Origin of the sequence: Streptomyces sp. CA-146814 (assembly GCF_050942385.1) — a bacterium.
In the GTDB taxonomy this organism is placed as follows: domain Bacteria; phylum Actinomycetota; class Actinomycetes; order Streptomycetales; family Streptomycetaceae; genus Streptomyces.
Genome location: NZ_CP192068.1, coordinates 6529813 through 6543530 on the forward strand (window position 1 = coordinate 6529813; position 13718 = coordinate 6543530).

Sequence of the window (13718 nt, forward strand, 5' to 3'; positions counted from 1 at the left end):
GCGTGCGCGGCCCGTCACCGGCGCCGTTCTCGGCCGCCGGCTGGTCCACCGAACCGACATCGAACGAAATCTGGGGACGAAATGACTGAAGTCGCCGCGCCCGTGCTCGCCGACGCCAATGTGCGACAGATGCTCTCTCCGTTCGGGCTCGACATCGAGTACACCCGGGCCGAGGGCAACGCTCTCCACTACACCGACGCCGAGGGCCGTGAGCGCCGGGTCGTGGACTACGCCTGCGGCTTCGGCTCCCTCATGCTCGGCCACAACAACCCCGAGATCGCCCGGCGGGCCAAGGAGATCCTCGACTCGCAGATCCCGGTCCACACGCAGCTGGCCCGGCACTCGCACACCAACGACCTCGCGACCGCGCTCAACAAGATCATCCAGCGCGAACTGAACACGGACGAGCCCTACTTCGCGCTCTTCGGCAACTCCGGCGCCGAGGCCGTCGAGATCGCCATCAAGCACGCGGAGTACGACCGCCTGGAGCGTGCCAAGGCGCTGCTCGCCGGTGTGGCGGCCAACATCGACACCGCCCGTACCGCCGTTGCCTCGGGCGCCGCGCAGGTGTCGGCCGACGCCTACGGTCAGGCCGGCGTCGCGGCGGGCACCGGCTTCGACGAGCTGGTCGCGGAGATCGAGCGCCGCAACGAGGCGGCCTCCGCCACCCAGCCGCTCTTCCTCACCATCGAGGGCTCCTTCCACGGCAAGCTGGCGAGCAGCATCCAGCTCACGCACAACGAGATGTTCCGTACGCCGTTCAAGTCGCTCTCCGCGCAGGCCCGGTTCGTCCCCGCCGACCAGCCCGACGCGCTCGCCAAGATCGTCAGCGACGAGCGGGTCCCGGTGCTCGACCTCGTCACCGACGGCGGCACGGTCACCGTCGTCGAGCGGGACTTCCCGGTCTTCGGCGCCTTCTTCCTGGAGCCGATCCGCGGCGAGGCCGGCATCCGGCCGCTCAGCGCGGAGTTCGCCCGCACGATCCAGCAGGTCTCCGCCGAACTCGGCTGCCCGGTCGTCTCCGACGAGATCCAGAGCGGCAGCGGCCGCTCCGGCGCCTTCTTCGCCGCCTCGCACATCGGCCTGCGCGGCGACTACATCATCCTGGCCAAGAGCCTGGCCGGCGGCATCTCCAAGACCGGTGTGGTGCTGGTCCGCGAGGGCCGCTACCAGCACGGCTTCGAGACCATCCACAGCTCCACCTTCGGCAAGGACAGCATCTCCTCGCTCATCGCCCTCAAGGTGGTCGAGCTGCTGGAGGCCGACGGCGGACAGGCCTACCGCGCCGCCGAGGAGCGGGGCAACAAGCTGCGCTCGGCGCTCGAAGCGGTCCGCGACGACTTCCCCGACGTCGTCAAGGAGGTGCGCGGCGCCGGCCTGATGCTCGGCCTGGAGTTCCACGACCAGTCCGAGGCCACCTCCGAGGTCATCCGCGAGCAGACCCAGCACGGCATGATCGGGTTCGCCGTCGCCGGCTACCTCCTGCGCAACCACGGCATCCGCACGTTCACCACGGCGAGCGCCCTGCACACCTTCCGGTTCGAGCCGTCCATCTACGTCAGCGACGAGGACATCGCCCAGCTGGAGACGGCCCTGCGCGCCGTGGCAGAGGTCCTGCGCCGCCAGGACGAGGAGGGCTTCGGCGGCGCCTGATCCGCCGGGGCGGAGAACCCCACCACCCCCAGCCGAGCGACAGGGGCACGGCCGACCGGCGACGGACGGCCGTGCCCCTGCTCCGTCGTGCGCCGCTTCGGGCGCGCACCCGCACCGCAACCGAACCGCCGGGGCGTCAGCGTCCCGCGAACATCAGGGAGTCGACATGAACACCGCAGCCCCCGAAGCCGGACTCGCCGAACCGCACCTCGCCGAGGTCCTGGCCGCCGTCGGCCTCGACGTCGAGTACGTCAGGGCCGAGGGCAGCACGCTCCACCGGCTCGACGAGGAGGGCCGCGAGATCCCCGTCCTCGACTTCGTCGGCGGCTTCGGCTCGCTCATCCTCGGCCACAACCACCCCGAGATCGTCGCCCGCGCCCAGGAGCTGCTCAGCGCCCAGCTCCCCATCCACGCCCAGTTCTCCCGGGCCCCGCACGCCAACCGGCTGGCCGCCGCGCTCAACACCGTACTGCGCCGCGAACTCGGCGACGACGAGCAGTACTTCGCGATCTTCGCCAACAGCGGCGCCGAAGCGGTCGAGGCGGCGGTCAAACACGCCGAGCTGGACCGCTCGCTCAAGGTGGCGGCGCTGAGCCAGGAGATCGACGAGCACCTCGCGTACGCACGGTCCCAGGTACGGGAGGGGCTCGCGGTGCCGGCGGACACGGCCCACGCGCGGTTCGGCACCGGCGCCTCCGGCGACCCGGCCCGCGACGTCGAGGAACTCATCGCGGACGTCGGCCGGTTCAACGCGCTGCGGCTCTCCGAGGCCCCGCTCTTCCTCGCACCCGAAGGCGCCTTCCACGGCAAGCTCGTCGGCAGCGTCCAGCTCACCCACAACGAGGGCTTCCGCGTCCCGTTCAAGGCGCTCGCCGCGCAGGCCCGCTTCATCCCCCTCGACCAGCCCGACGCCATCCGCAAGACCATCGACGCCGAGCGGCGGGTCCTGCTCGACCTGGCCGTCGCGGACGGCCGGATCACCGTGGTCGAGCGCGAGTACCCGGTCTTCTGCGCCTTCGTCCTGGAACCGATCCAGGGCGAGGGCGGGATCAACGTCCTCACCCGCGAGTTCGCCGAGGTGGTCAGGGAGGCCTGCGACGCCATTGACTGCCCGGTGATCGTCGACGAGATCCAGAGCGGCATGGGCCGCTCCGGCGCCTTCCTCGCCAGCTCGCTCATCGGCCTGCGCGGCGACTACTACACGCTGGCCAAGAGCCTGGGCGGCGGCGTCGCCAAGACCTCCGTGGCACTGATCCGCGCCTCCCGCTACCGCAAGGAGTTCGAGCTGGTCCACAGCTCGACCTTCGCCAAGGACGCGTTCTCCAGCCAGATCGCCCTCAGGACGCTGGAGCTGCTGGAGGCCGACGGCGGGCGGCTCTACCGCACCGTGGCGGAGCGCGGACAGGCCCTGCGCACCCGGATCGACGCGGTGCGGGCCGACTTCCCCGACGTACTGAAGGAGGTACGCGGCGCCGGGCTGATGCTGGGCGTGGAGTTCCAGGACCGGTCGGACTCCGCCACCGGGAACATCCAGGATCTGGCCCGCTCCGGCTTCCTCGGCTACGCCGTCGCCGGCTACCTGCTGCGCGCCCACTCCGTGCGCCTCTTCCCGACCGGCAGCGCGGTCAACACGCTGCGCCTGGAGCCCTCCGTCCAGCTGACGGACGAGGAGATCGCACAGCTGGAGACGGGGCTGCGGGACGTCTGCTCCGTCCTGCGCGACGGCGACGAGGCGCGCTTCTTCGGCGGCTGAGCCCCAGGCGGCTTGTGGCTTCACCCCGAGGCGGTCCGGAACGATCTGTTCCGGGCCGCCTTGTCCCAGCTTTGTGAGCGGTTGGACCACGGCGCAGCAGCATGGTGGCCGAACCTGGCAGGCAGCACACGCGGCCTTCACCGCCGCGTCACCGCCGCCGGGCCGTCGGAAGCGTTCGGATGGGGGAGACATGGAATTTCGGGTACTGGGACCACTGGAAGTTCTCCGCGACGGGGAGCCGGTGGAGCTGAGAGGCACCAAACAGCGCGGCACCCTGGGCTTCCTGCTCCTCCAGGCGAACCGCGTGGTCCCCACCAGCCGCCTGCTCAACGCGCTCTGGCCGGACGAGAACGCGCCGACGACCGCGCGGAAGATCCTCCAGAACGCCGTGTACGGGCTCCGCGGAGTCCTCGCACCCGCACCGCAGGACGCCGCAGCCGACGCGATGCTGCTGACCCGCCCGCCCGGCTACATGATGCGCGTGACGCCCGACGAGGTCGACCTGCACCGGTTCCACCAGTGGGTCGGCCAGGGCCGGGAGAAGCGGGACCAGGGCGCCCCGGCCGAGGCGGCGGTCCTGCTGCGCGACGCCCTGGACCTCTGGCGCGGCTCCGCGCTGGCGGACCTGGTCGAGGCCGGTATCGACTGGCCGGAGCTCGACTCGCTCCGCAAGACCCGGCTGGACGTCACGGAGGACTACTTCGACGCCCAGCTCCTGTGCGGCCGGCACCACGCCGTGCTCGCGGAGCTGGAGTCCATGGTGGCGGCCGAGCCGCTGCGCGAGCGGTCGTGCGGCCAGCTGATGATGGCACTGTACCGCTGCGGCCGCCAGGCGGACGCGCTGAGCGCCTTCAGCCGCGTACGGTCGCTCCTGATCGAGAACCTGGGGCTCGAACCGGGCCAGCAGCTCCAGCAGTTGCAGCGGGCGATCCTCACCCAGGACCCTCTGCTGTCCTTGGACGCGAGCCCCTTGCCGACGCCTTCGGCCCGCCCGCAGGCGGTGCGGATACGGGAGGCGGAGCCGCGTACGTCCGAAGCCGCTCCCGCCGCAACGGAGGCGGCTCGCGCCGAGGCCGCCGTCCCGGCCGCGGAGGCCACCCGGCGGAACGAGGAGGCTGCGCCGGGCATCCAGCGCAGCCTGGTGAGCGTCCTGTCCGTCCGCACCCGTCTCACCACACCCCTGGACGGCTGCGTCGACACCCTCCTGGACGCGGCCGCCACCGTGGTCAGGGAGCAGATCGAACGGTACGGAGGCACGGTGACCGCCTCCATGGGCTCGCTCACCCAGGCCCTGTTCGGGCTGGACGGTCCGGACGAGGGCGGTGCCGGGCAGGCCGTGGCGGCGGCACTCGCGATCCGCGACGTACTGGACGTGCCGTGCGGGTCCGAGCCGGACCGGCCGCCGCTGTCGGTGCAGGCCGCGGCGGTGACGGGCGAGGTGCTGCTCCGCCACTCGGGCCGGGGCGCCGCGCCCACGGCCGTCGGCGCGGTGCTGGACGAGTCGCAGTCGCTGCTGGCCGGCCTGCCCGACGGCCACGTCCTGGTCGGCGAGGAGGTGCGGAGCGCGACCGAGAACGCCGTCGACTACCGGCGGGCCGAGGGCCGGCCCGCCGCCTGGCTCGCGGTCGGCCGCCGGACGGGCGAACAGGAGGCGGGCGCGGAGGACCCCGGTACGGCGTACGAACTGGACCTCCTCTGCGGGCTGGTCAAGCGCAGCCAGGACCGGGAGATCCCGCACCTGGTCACGGTGCTCGGCGAATCCGGCTCCGGCAAGAGCCGCCTGCTCCGGGAGTTCGGGGCCCGGCTGGCCGCCCGGCCCGGCCCGGTCACCGTACTGACGGGCCGTACCCCGGCCGCTCCCACCGACCACCCGCTGAAGGCGCAGGCACAGATCCTGGCGGCCTACTGCTCCATCCGCCCCGGCGACGGACCCCACTCCGCCCGGTCCGCCCTCACCACCCGGGTCCGCCACCTCTTCCGCTCCGAGCGCAGCGGCTCACGGGTGCTGGCCGGCCTGAGCCCCTTGCTGGACGCCCGGTCCGGGACGGCACCCGCCGACGTACCGGCTCCGCAGATCCTGGCGGCCTGGCGGGACTTCTTCCAGGCGGCGGCGCAGCACCTCCCGGTCGTGCTGTGCATCGACGACCTGCACCGCGCGGGTTCGGACGTGCTGGACATCGTCGAGGAGCTGGCCGAGTCCGGCGCCTCGGCCCCGCTGTTCGTCGTCGCGTCCGCCGGCCCCGAACTGCTGCTGCGCCGCCCGGCCTGGGCCGGCGGCAGGAGCCACGCGACCACCGTGACGCTGGGCCGCACGGAGGAGACGACGACCAGCAGGCAGCTGGTGGAGTTCCTGCGCACGGCGGCCCGCGAGCGGACCGCGAGCGTCAGCGGGCCGCCGGCGCCCTGAGGGGCGACGGGAAGGCCGGCCGTACATCGCGTACGTCCCGTACGTCCTCGTACGTCCGACCCGGGCGACGAGCCCATGCACAGCCGAGCAGGAGGTGGACAGATGGGGTACGAGACGGAGCCACCGGCCGCGACGGCCCGGGAGCCACGTGGTGCGGGTCGCCGGGCCCACCCCGTCGGGGCCCGACTGCCCCCGCTCCTGCCGGGCGTGCCCGCGCCGGCCTCGCGGGGACGGGCATGGGCGGCCCGCGGCCCCACCGGGTCCGGGTCGCCCGTGGAGGCCGGGGCGCGGCACCGGCGGCTGGTCGCCGACGGCGTCCGTGAGCTGGCGGTCGCCTTCGATCCGCCGACCCGGCGCGGGCACGACTCGGATGCCCCTCAGGCGCGCGGGCAGGTGGGCGGCGGCGGTGTCGCGGTCGACTCGCTGGACGACATGCGGGTCCTCTTCGGCGGAGTCCCGCTGGACCGCGTGTCGACCTACCTGGCGGCCGGCGCACCGGCCGCCGTCCTCGTGCTGCTCCTCCAACTGACAGCGGAGGAACAGGGCGTGGCCGCAGAGCGCCTGTGCGGCGCGATGGGCAACGACATCCTGGGGGAGTACCGCGACGGCGGCGCCATCTTCCCGCCCGGCCCCTCGCTCCGGCTCGTCGCCGACACCCTGGCGTACAGCGGATCGGCCCTCCCCCGGTGGACGGCGATCTCGGTCTCCGGAGCGCCGGCGGCGGCCGCCGGCGCCTCGGCGGCCGGTGAGGTCGCGTTCATGGTGGCGAACGGGGCCGCGTATGTACGTGCCGCCGTGGCGGCGGGCACTCCGGCGGACGTGGCCGCGTCCCGGCTCTCCTTCTCCTTCGCGGCGCGCTCCACGCTCGTCGAGGAGGCCGCCGCGGTACGGGCCGCACGCCGGATCTGGACCGGGACGGCGACGGAGCTGCCGGGGTCACGCCCTGCCGCCGCGCCACCGCTCCGGCGGACGCGGCGGCGCGGCGCGGAGCTGCGGCCCGCCTGGGTTGATGCGTGCGGCGGCCCGGACATCGTCGAGTCGATGGCCCGCGACATCGAGTCGGCCGCCCGCGCGCTGCTCCGCGAGATCGCGGAAGCCGGGGGAGCGGTGGCCGCGATCGAGGGCGGCTTCTGGCGTAAGGAGGCCGTTCGGTCCCGGCCGGCCGGGCCGGGCGTGGGCCGGTCCGTCGACCCCGCCGTCGCGGCCCGGCAGACCGAGCGCCTCGCCAAGTTGCGCGCCTGGCGCGACGGGCGGCGCGTGACGACGGGTCTGGACCGGCTGCGGACCGATGCCGCCGGGCACGGCAACGTCCTCCACCCGATGAAGGAAGCCCTGGCCGCGGGCGCCACCGTCGGCGAGGTCTGCGACGCGCTGCGCGAGGTCTGGGGCCGGCATCCGTCCGCCGGCGGCTGAGCGGGCTTCCCGGGCCGCTGGGCGGGGGGTTACCCGTAAATGAGTGGTCAGGGATTTCTCCGCCCTATGTTCGGATCACCAATCTCCTGAAGGGTTCGGCATGATTTCTGTATCCAGTGACAAGATTGCCAACCGAATCTCGATGGCACCGTCATCCTTGCGGGAATCGATGGCGCGTTTCGCCACCGGCGTCATCGTGCTGAGTGTCGGCGGCGACGATATCCACGGAATGACCGCCAACGCTTTCACCTCCGTATCGCTCGACCCGCCGACCGTGCTGTGCTGTATCGCCCGCAGTGCGGTGATGCACCAGGCGCTGACGTCGCAGAAGCGGTTCGCCGTATCCGTACTCGGTGCGGACCAGGAGGATCTGGCCCGCTATTTCGCCGACAAACGACGTCCTCTCGGGCCGGAACAGTTCGACCGGCTCGACTGGGAGAAGGGCGCCGTCAGCGAGGCGCCTCTGCTGCGCGGTGCGCTCGCCTGGCTGGAATGCGAACTGGCCGAGATCCATGAATCCGGTGACCACTCGATATTCCTCGGAGAGGTGGTCAACGCGAGCAGGAGCCCCGAAGGACCCGGACTGCTCTTCTTCGACGGGGCGTTCCAGGGGACCGGGTCCGCCGACGGGTCATGAACGTCCCGGAGGCCGCCATCGGCCAGTGGTTCATGGAAGCCCTCAACGAGGGCCTCAACCGGTCGGTGGTGCACACGCGCCGCCGTACCGCACCGGACGGCGACGGTCCGCGCGACCCGTTCGCCGCCGCGGTGATGCGACGCTTCGAGGCCTCTCTGCCGACGGCGCTCGGCGCGCAGGAGCGTACGGACGCCGCTCTGCTGGCCGTCCTCCACCGCCGCGCCCGCCACATCCTCGCCAGAGCCCTCGCCCCCGCCGGACCGGCGGACCCGATCAGTCCGGCCCTGCCGCTGCCCGCCCGTCTCGAGGCGCTGGTCCCCGCCGTGCTCCTGGAGTGCGCCGCGCTGCTGCTCATGGAGCCGGCGTGGTCCGGGCGGCCGGACCGGAAGCCGGTCGACGTGCTGCGGGCGATGGGGGAGGCGGTACGCGAACCCTTGATTCCGGATACCGCCGAAAAAACGCACGTGACCTGGATCACAGGATTGTCCGGGTGAGTTTCTGTCAGAATCCGGTCCATGACCAGTGACCTCCTTCTCGGAAAAGTCGTCCTCATCACGGGCGCGAGCAGCGGAATCGGTGCGGCGGCCGCGCGTGTCTTCTCCCGGGAAGGCGCCACCGTCGTCCTCGCGGCACGCAGAAAGGATCATCTGTCGGCGTTGACCGACGAATTGCGGAGCAAGGGTTCGGAAGCCTCGTACGTCGTCACCGACATCACCGACGCGGAACAGGTCGCGGCGGCGGTGGATTTCGTCATGAGTGAATACGGACGTCTCGATTCCGCTTTCAACAATGCGGGAAGAGGCGGCGACCGCACTCCTCTCCATCTCATGCAGGACGATGTGTACGACTCCGTCATGGACATCAATGTCCGTGGCGTGTGGAACTGTCTGCGCCACGAGATAGCGGCCATGCTGCCGAACGGCGGCGGCTCCATCGTCAACAACAGCAGTGTCGCCGGGCTGGTGGCCATTCCCGCCGCGGCGCCGTACATCGCCTCCAAGCACGCGGTCGTCGGCTTCACCCGCGCCGCGGCGGACGAGTACGCCAAGCAGGGCATCCGGGTCAACGCCGTCGCTCCCGGGACCACGCGCAGCGAGATCACCGCGGACTGGTTCGACCGCAACCCCGGCCTGGAGGACCACGTCAACTCCCTGACGCCGCAGGCGAGGACGGCGGACCCGGAGGAGATCGCGCAGGCGGCGGCCTGGCTGCTGAGCGACCGCTGTCCCTTCCTCACCGGTGCCGTGGTCCCGGTGGACGGCGGGTTCGTCAACCAGTGACCTGTGTCCTGCCGGGTCCGGAGTGACGGGCGGCCCCCGTCACTCCGGACCCCGGTCATCCCACCCGGCCGGTGAACGTGGCGCGGAAGGCTTCCCGGTCGTCCTGCACACCGGTGACGACGAGCGAGACCTCGCCGCCCGGCAGGACGGCAGGGGTGTCGGCCACGATCCAGCTGGGCCGGTCGAACTCGACGTACTGCTGGTAGACGACCGCGACCCCGGTGGGCTCGAACGTTCCTGGGATCACCGTCGCGTGCGCCGCCTGCTGCGCGGCCTCCAGCAAGGTGAGGCCGGGGACATGGTCGACCGGGTGGTCGAAGAGCAGCAGGTTCTCCGCGTCGTTCCGCACCTGCCAGCGCCGCGGCTCGTCCGTGGCCGAGAGCATCACGTCGGCGGCGGAAGGCCGGCCGACGACGGCCGGTTCCACGGGCGGCGGCACCGGCCACCGGCCCCAGTCGACGGTCAGGTGGTCACCGCGCAGGCGCCGGTAGGCGGCCGGTGACACCCAGCCGAAGACGGAGTCCGCGCGCGCCACGGTCTCGCCCTGATGCGAGATGCGGAAGTCCAGGGCCAGGTTCTTGCCGGCCGGCCTGCGGCCCGCGCCGTCGGTCAGCGTGACCTCGACGTCCATCCGCGCGCACGCGCCGTGCGGCAGCCGGAAGCCTGGCCGGACGGTGAAGTTGAGATGATGGAGCAGGGTCTGGTGGGTGAGCGGTACGTTCCGCTCGGCGTGCCCGACGAGCAGTCCGGTCTGTCTGATGGTCTGCGTCAACAGCCGTGGATCGTAAGGCCACTTCTCGTGGCCCGAGGGCCAGTGGGTGGTGAGGTCGACGCGGTGCTCGGAGACCCGGTCCCAGTCGGTGACGAGGATCGACGGGCTGTGGTGCAGGTGGGTGTAGGCGCGGAGCTGGTCCATCCGGTCCAGGGCAGGCCGATGACGTTCACATCGCTTGTGCAAGGTTCCCCCAGGTCCATGCGCGGAGCTCGTGAGTTGGGCTTGTAAAGTACCGGCCCTCCGGTCGGTTTCAACCCCGAGTAAATGTGACTTAAAGCACTGGTCAAGATTTCGTATGGAGGCACGCATGGCGAAGCAGGAACGCGCGATACGCACCCGGAGATCCGTCCTGGTGGCGGCCTCCGAGCTCTTCAACGAGGTGGGGTACGAGGCGGCGACCATCGGTGCGTTGCTGGAGCGGGTCGAACTCACGCGTGGCGGCCTCTACTTCCACTTCGCGACCAAGGAGCAGCTGGCCCGCGCCGTCCTGGACGAGGCCGTGACGCTGGAAGGACTTCAGCCGCAGGCCTTCAAGCTGCAGGAATGGGTGGACATCGCCCTCCTCCTCGCCCATCGGGTACCCCGCGAGCCGTTGTTGCAGGCCTCGGTGCGGCTCTCGGTCGATCCGCTGTCGCGCGGTCTGTTCGGCACCCGGTGGCCGGACTGGGTGACGGTGGGCCAGCGGCTGCTCGACGAGGCCAAGGAGAAGGGGGAGTTGCTGCCGCATGTCGACACCGCGGAGACATCGCGCCTGCTCGTGGGCGCATGGACCGGCGTCCTGCTGATCACCGAGGTGATGCCCGACTGCACCCTGCCGGAGGAGATCTCCAGCCTGTACGAGCTCATCCTGCCGAGCGTCGCCACGAGCGGGGTGCTCGCCCGTCTGGACACGTCGCCGTACCGGGCCGAACGCCTTCTGGCGGCGATGGACCCTTCCGCCGTCCACGGCGTGGGAGCCGAATGACGTACGGAAACCGGACCGGTTGACGGTTTCTTATCAGCCATCGGCTGGTCCCGGGTGGTCACCGTGTCCGCCCGAACGGGCGACGGTGCATTTGGGGGTGGACGCGAGGGTGGCTTTGCCTAAGATGCCTAGCGTCCGGTTTTCGAGGCGGTCTCTGCCTCTCACTCCGTGTCCGGCCCGGCGAGTTCGTGGACCTGTCCCTCCGTCAGGAGGGTTTCCGGCAGGCCGTCGCGGCGGATCGAAGGCGGGGAGAGGTCGTTAAAAACCGGACAACAGGTCTCTTCCCTGGCGGGGGTGGGGCCGACAGGAGACCGAAGTGCGGCCGTGGCTGCGGTCGCCGTCCACATGCGGGGGGATGACATGGGCGGGAAAGCTTCTCATTCGGGCGTCGCGGGCACTCTGACGCCTCCGACATCCGAACAGTTCTGCGGCGAGTTCTCCTCGCTGCTGTTCGCGTCCTTGCGCCGCAAGGAGCAGCGCTACAAGGCGGAGCAGTACGTCTGCGGCCTGCTCATGCGGCCGGGACGCAAGACGCTGCGCAATGTGGCCGCGCAGTTCGGCGGAGAGGCGGCGCAGCAGAGCGTCCACCACTTCATCGCCTCCTCGCCGTGGGAGTGGATGCCGGTGCGCCGGGTCCTGGCGCGGTGTGTGCACGAGGCGTTCTCACCGCTCGCCTGGGTGATCCGGCCGACGATGATCCCCAAGGCGGGCAACAGCACGATCGGTGTCGACGAGCACTACGACCCGCGGCTCGGCCAGGCCGTCAACGGCCAGCAGGCGGCGGGGGTCTGGCTCGCCTCGGACCGCTCGGCCCTGCCCGTCGGCTGGCGTCTGCTCCTCTCCGAGCGCTGGATGGAGGCCCGTTCGCGACGGCAGGCCGGTATCCCGGAGGGTGCGGCCGCCGCCGACCTGGACGCCTGTGTCCGCGGAGCGGTGGACGACGTGGTGGAGACCCGGGAGGTGCCCCGTATCCCGGTCGTCGTCGACGCGGAGCTGGCCGACTCCGTCGGGCTGGCCCGCCACCTGGCCGCTCTCGGGCTGCCCTTCCTCGTACGGGTCGATCCCATGGAGCAACTGCGCCTGGATCCGGGCAGGTTGCCGCTGTACGGAGGGCGTGAGCGCACCGCCGGCGAGCTGGTGAAGACCCTGACCCACCTCCGGCGGGCGGTGAACCTCGGCGACGGCCCCACGCCGGCCGCGGCCATCCCCGTCGTCGGCCGGAACCGGTCCGCGATACCGGGCGGCGCCGGACTGTTCCTGGTCGGCGAGTGGGCCGGGGACGGCCGCGCCGGCGGCAGGCTCTGGCTGACCGGATCGCCGCCCTCCGCACTGGCGCAGGTACTGGCGCTCACCCGCCTCCCGGCCGTGGTGAAGCGGGACTTCGACGCGATCTCGGAGAGTGTGGGGATGACCGACTTCGCCGGCCGGTCGTACCAAGGATGGCACCGGCACGTCACCCTGGCGTCGGTCGCCCACTGCATCGCCGCCTGGCCGATGCGCACCTCGGGTGCCGACTGACCTGGGGTCTCTCGTTTGGATCAGGCCGGGCTCGCGGGGTCCGGCACGCGCATCTGCCGCGTTGTCGTCAGTCGCCGATGCTCCGCGGTGACTCCCTCCTCCGCCTTGCGGCTGCACGTACCGGCCCCCGCTCCCTGATCCGGCCTGATCCAAGCGGAAGGCCCTAGCACGAACCTACTTACCGTCCGGTAACTTGACATTCCCGGGGCCTGGCCGCCCCGCGCGCCGCCATTTCTTTCTACCTTCGATACGCCACACCAGCCCCCCTCGATGCGCGCCGGGAACCGGCCAGGAAACAGGAGTGTGCGTAGTGCAGTTCAGTCTCATCGGACCTTTCGGCATAGTCACCGACGAGGGCGAGACCTTCGCTCCCAACGCACCCAAGCTCTGTCAGCTTCTGGCGGTCCTCGCCCTGCGCCCCCGCGAGCCGGTGGCGATGGGCACCCTGGTGAAGGAGCTCTGGGGTCAGGAGGCCCCGGCGGGCGCGGCCAGAACGCTGCAGACGCACATCTACCACGCGCGCCGGATGCTCGGCGGCCTGGGGATCGTCCCGGTGGAAAGGGAGTTGCTGGTCACCCAGGCTCCCGGCTACCGCCTCGACGTCGCGGACGAGGAGGTGGACGTCTGCCGCTTCGAGCGTCTGGTCCAGCAGGCCCAGGCGCGCCTCGACGGCGGCGACCCGCAGCGTGCGGCGGAGGGGCTGAAGGAGGCCCTGGCCCTGTGGCGCGGCGCCGCGCTCAGCAACGTACCGGTCGGGGAGGTCCTGCTCGGCCAGGTGGCGCGGATCGACGAACTCCGCATCCGAGCCCTGGAGTTGCGCGCCGAGACCGAGCTCCGGCTCGGCAGGCACCGGGAGTTCCTCCCGGAGCTGCGGTCACTCGTCAGCAACCACCCGCTCCACGAGTGGCTGCACGGACAGCTCATCACCGCGCTCCACCGCTCCGGCCGCCGGGCCGAGGCGCTGGAGGCGTACCAGAACCTCTACCGCATCCTCAAACGCGAACTGGGCCTCGTACCCTCGCCGGAACTGCAGCGGCTCCAGTCGCAGATCCTCGGCCAGTCCGGCCCCGAGGCGCCCGTGCCCCTGCGGTGGCGCACCGACCGCCGCCCGGGCGCCGTCATCGCGCCCGTGGCCCCCACCGCGATCGCCGGCTGACCGGCCCTCGCCACCGTCGCCCACCAGCCACGCAACGGCAGTGGGCGGCCCGTTACCGCACGATGCGCAGCCGGTTCGGGACACCCCGCTAGCGTGCTCCCATACCCCCTCCGGTGACGCGAAAGCGCCCACCAGGACCCCTCCAGGGCGCCGGCCGACGCC

11 protein-coding genes are annotated in these 13718 nt (G+C 71.6%); 10 read left to right on the forward strand and 1 reads right to left on the reverse strand.

The features are described from left to right. The first annotated feature begins 81 nt into the window (after positions 1-81). From ACQP09_RS28980 to ACQP09_RS29010, 7 genes are all read left to right on the forward strand, one after another. Positions 82-1653: an aspartate aminotransferase family protein gene (locus ACQP09_RS28980; protein ID WP_433404913.1), complete on the forward strand. Its 1572-nt coding sequence runs from the start codon at positions 82-84 to the stop codon at positions 1651-1653. 166 nt (positions 1654-1819) lie between these two features. Further along, positions 1820-3406 (forward strand): aspartate aminotransferase family protein, encoded by a 1587-nt coding sequence (locus tag ACQP09_RS28985; protein WP_433404915.1) that lies wholly within the window; start codon positions 1820-1822, stop codon positions 3404-3406. A gap of 190 nt (positions 3407-3596) precedes the next feature. Next, positions 3597-5813, forward strand: a complete 2217-nt coding sequence (locus tag ACQP09_RS28990; RefSeq protein ID WP_433404918.1) for a BTAD domain-containing putative transcriptional regulator — start codon at positions 3597-3599, stop codon at positions 5811-5813. A 102-nt stretch (positions 5814-5915) separates the two neighbouring features. Continuing rightward, positions 5916-7226 (forward strand): methylmalonyl-CoA mutase family protein, encoded by a 1311-nt coding sequence (locus ACQP09_RS28995; protein ID WP_433404920.1) that lies wholly within the window; start codon positions 5916-5918, stop codon positions 7224-7226. Between the two features lie 100 nt (positions 7227-7326). Next, on the forward strand, positions 7327-7863 hold the full coding sequence (locus ACQP09_RS29000) for a flavin reductase family protein (protein WP_433404923.1): 537 nt from the start codon (positions 7327-7329) through the stop codon (positions 7861-7863). Continuing rightward, positions 7860-8357: a hypothetical protein gene (locus ACQP09_RS29005; protein WP_433404926.1), complete on the forward strand. Its 498-nt coding sequence runs from the start codon at positions 7860-7862 to the stop codon at positions 8355-8357. Before ACQP09_RS29000 ends, ACQP09_RS29005 begins: the two co-directional genes overlap by 4 nt. 21 nt (positions 8358-8378) lie before the next feature. Beyond that, positions 8379-9143, forward strand: a complete 765-nt coding sequence (locus ACQP09_RS29010) for an SDR family NAD(P)-dependent oxidoreductase (RefSeq protein ID WP_433404929.1) — start codon at positions 8379-8381, stop codon at positions 9141-9143. Positions 9144-9198: 55 nt separating this feature from the next. Here the strand turns inward: ACQP09_RS29010 and ACQP09_RS29015 are convergent, their stop codons facing one another. After that, a complete protein-coding gene (locus tag ACQP09_RS29015; protein WP_433404931.1) occupies positions 9199-10059 on the reverse strand; it encodes a ScbA/BarX family gamma-butyrolactone biosynthesis protein in 861 nt (286 codons plus the stop codon). Positions 10060-10225: 166 nt separating this feature from the next. Here ACQP09_RS29015 and ACQP09_RS29020 point away from each other — a divergent pair, with 166 nt between their 5' ends. From ACQP09_RS29020 to ACQP09_RS29030, 3 genes are all read left to right on the forward strand, one after another. Beyond that, entirely contained in the window at positions 10226-10882 is a 657-nt protein-coding gene (locus ACQP09_RS29020; protein WP_433404934.1) for a ScbR family autoregulator-binding transcription factor, read from the forward strand. 360 nt (positions 10883-11242) lie between these two features. Then, positions 11243-12400, forward strand: a complete 1158-nt coding sequence (locus ACQP09_RS29025; protein WP_433406795.1) for an IS701 family transposase — start codon at positions 11243-11245, stop codon at positions 12398-12400. A 310-nt stretch (positions 12401-12710) separates the two neighbouring features. Beyond that, positions 12711-13556, forward strand: coding sequence for an AfsR/SARP family transcriptional regulator (locus tag ACQP09_RS29030; RefSeq protein ID WP_433404937.1), 846 nt, complete (start codon positions 12711-12713; stop codon positions 13554-13556). Positions 13557-13718: the final 162 nt, after the last annotated feature.

Coding starts and splice junctions, on each gene's coding strand:
- ACQP09_RS28980 (WP_433404913.1), top strand. CDS start 82: ATGACTGAAGTCGCCGCGCCCGTGCTCGCCGACGCCAATGTGCGACAG.
- ACQP09_RS28985 (WP_433404915.1), top strand. CDS start 1,820: ATGAACACCGCAGCCCCCGAAGCCGGACTCGCCGAACCGCACCTCGCC.
- ACQP09_RS28990 (WP_433404918.1), top strand. CDS start 3,597: ATGGAATTTCGGGTACTGGGACCACTGGAAGTTCTCCGCGACGGGGAG.
- ACQP09_RS28995 (WP_433404920.1), top strand. CDS start 5,916: ATGGGGTACGAGACGGAGCCACCGGCCGCGACGGCCCGGGAGCCACGT.
- ACQP09_RS29000 (WP_433404923.1), top strand. CDS start 7,327: ATGATTTCTGTATCCAGTGACAAGATTGCCAACCGAATCTCGATGGCA.
- ACQP09_RS29005 (WP_433404926.1), top strand. CDS start 7,860: ATGAACGTCCCGGAGGCCGCCATCGGCCAGTGGTTCATGGAAGCCCTC.
- ACQP09_RS29010 (WP_433404929.1), top strand. CDS start 8,379: ATGACCAGTGACCTCCTTCTCGGAAAAGTCGTCCTCATCACGGGCGCG.
- ACQP09_RS29015 (WP_433404931.1), bottom strand. CDS start 10,059: ATGGACCAGCTCCGCGCCTACACCCACCTGCACCACAGCCCGTCGATC.
- ACQP09_RS29020 (WP_433404934.1), top strand. CDS start 10,226: ATGGCGAAGCAGGAACGCGCGATACGCACCCGGAGATCCGTCCTGGTG.
- ACQP09_RS29025 (WP_433406795.1), top strand. CDS start 11,243: ATGGGCGGGAAAGCTTCTCATTCGGGCGTCGCGGGCACTCTGACGCCT.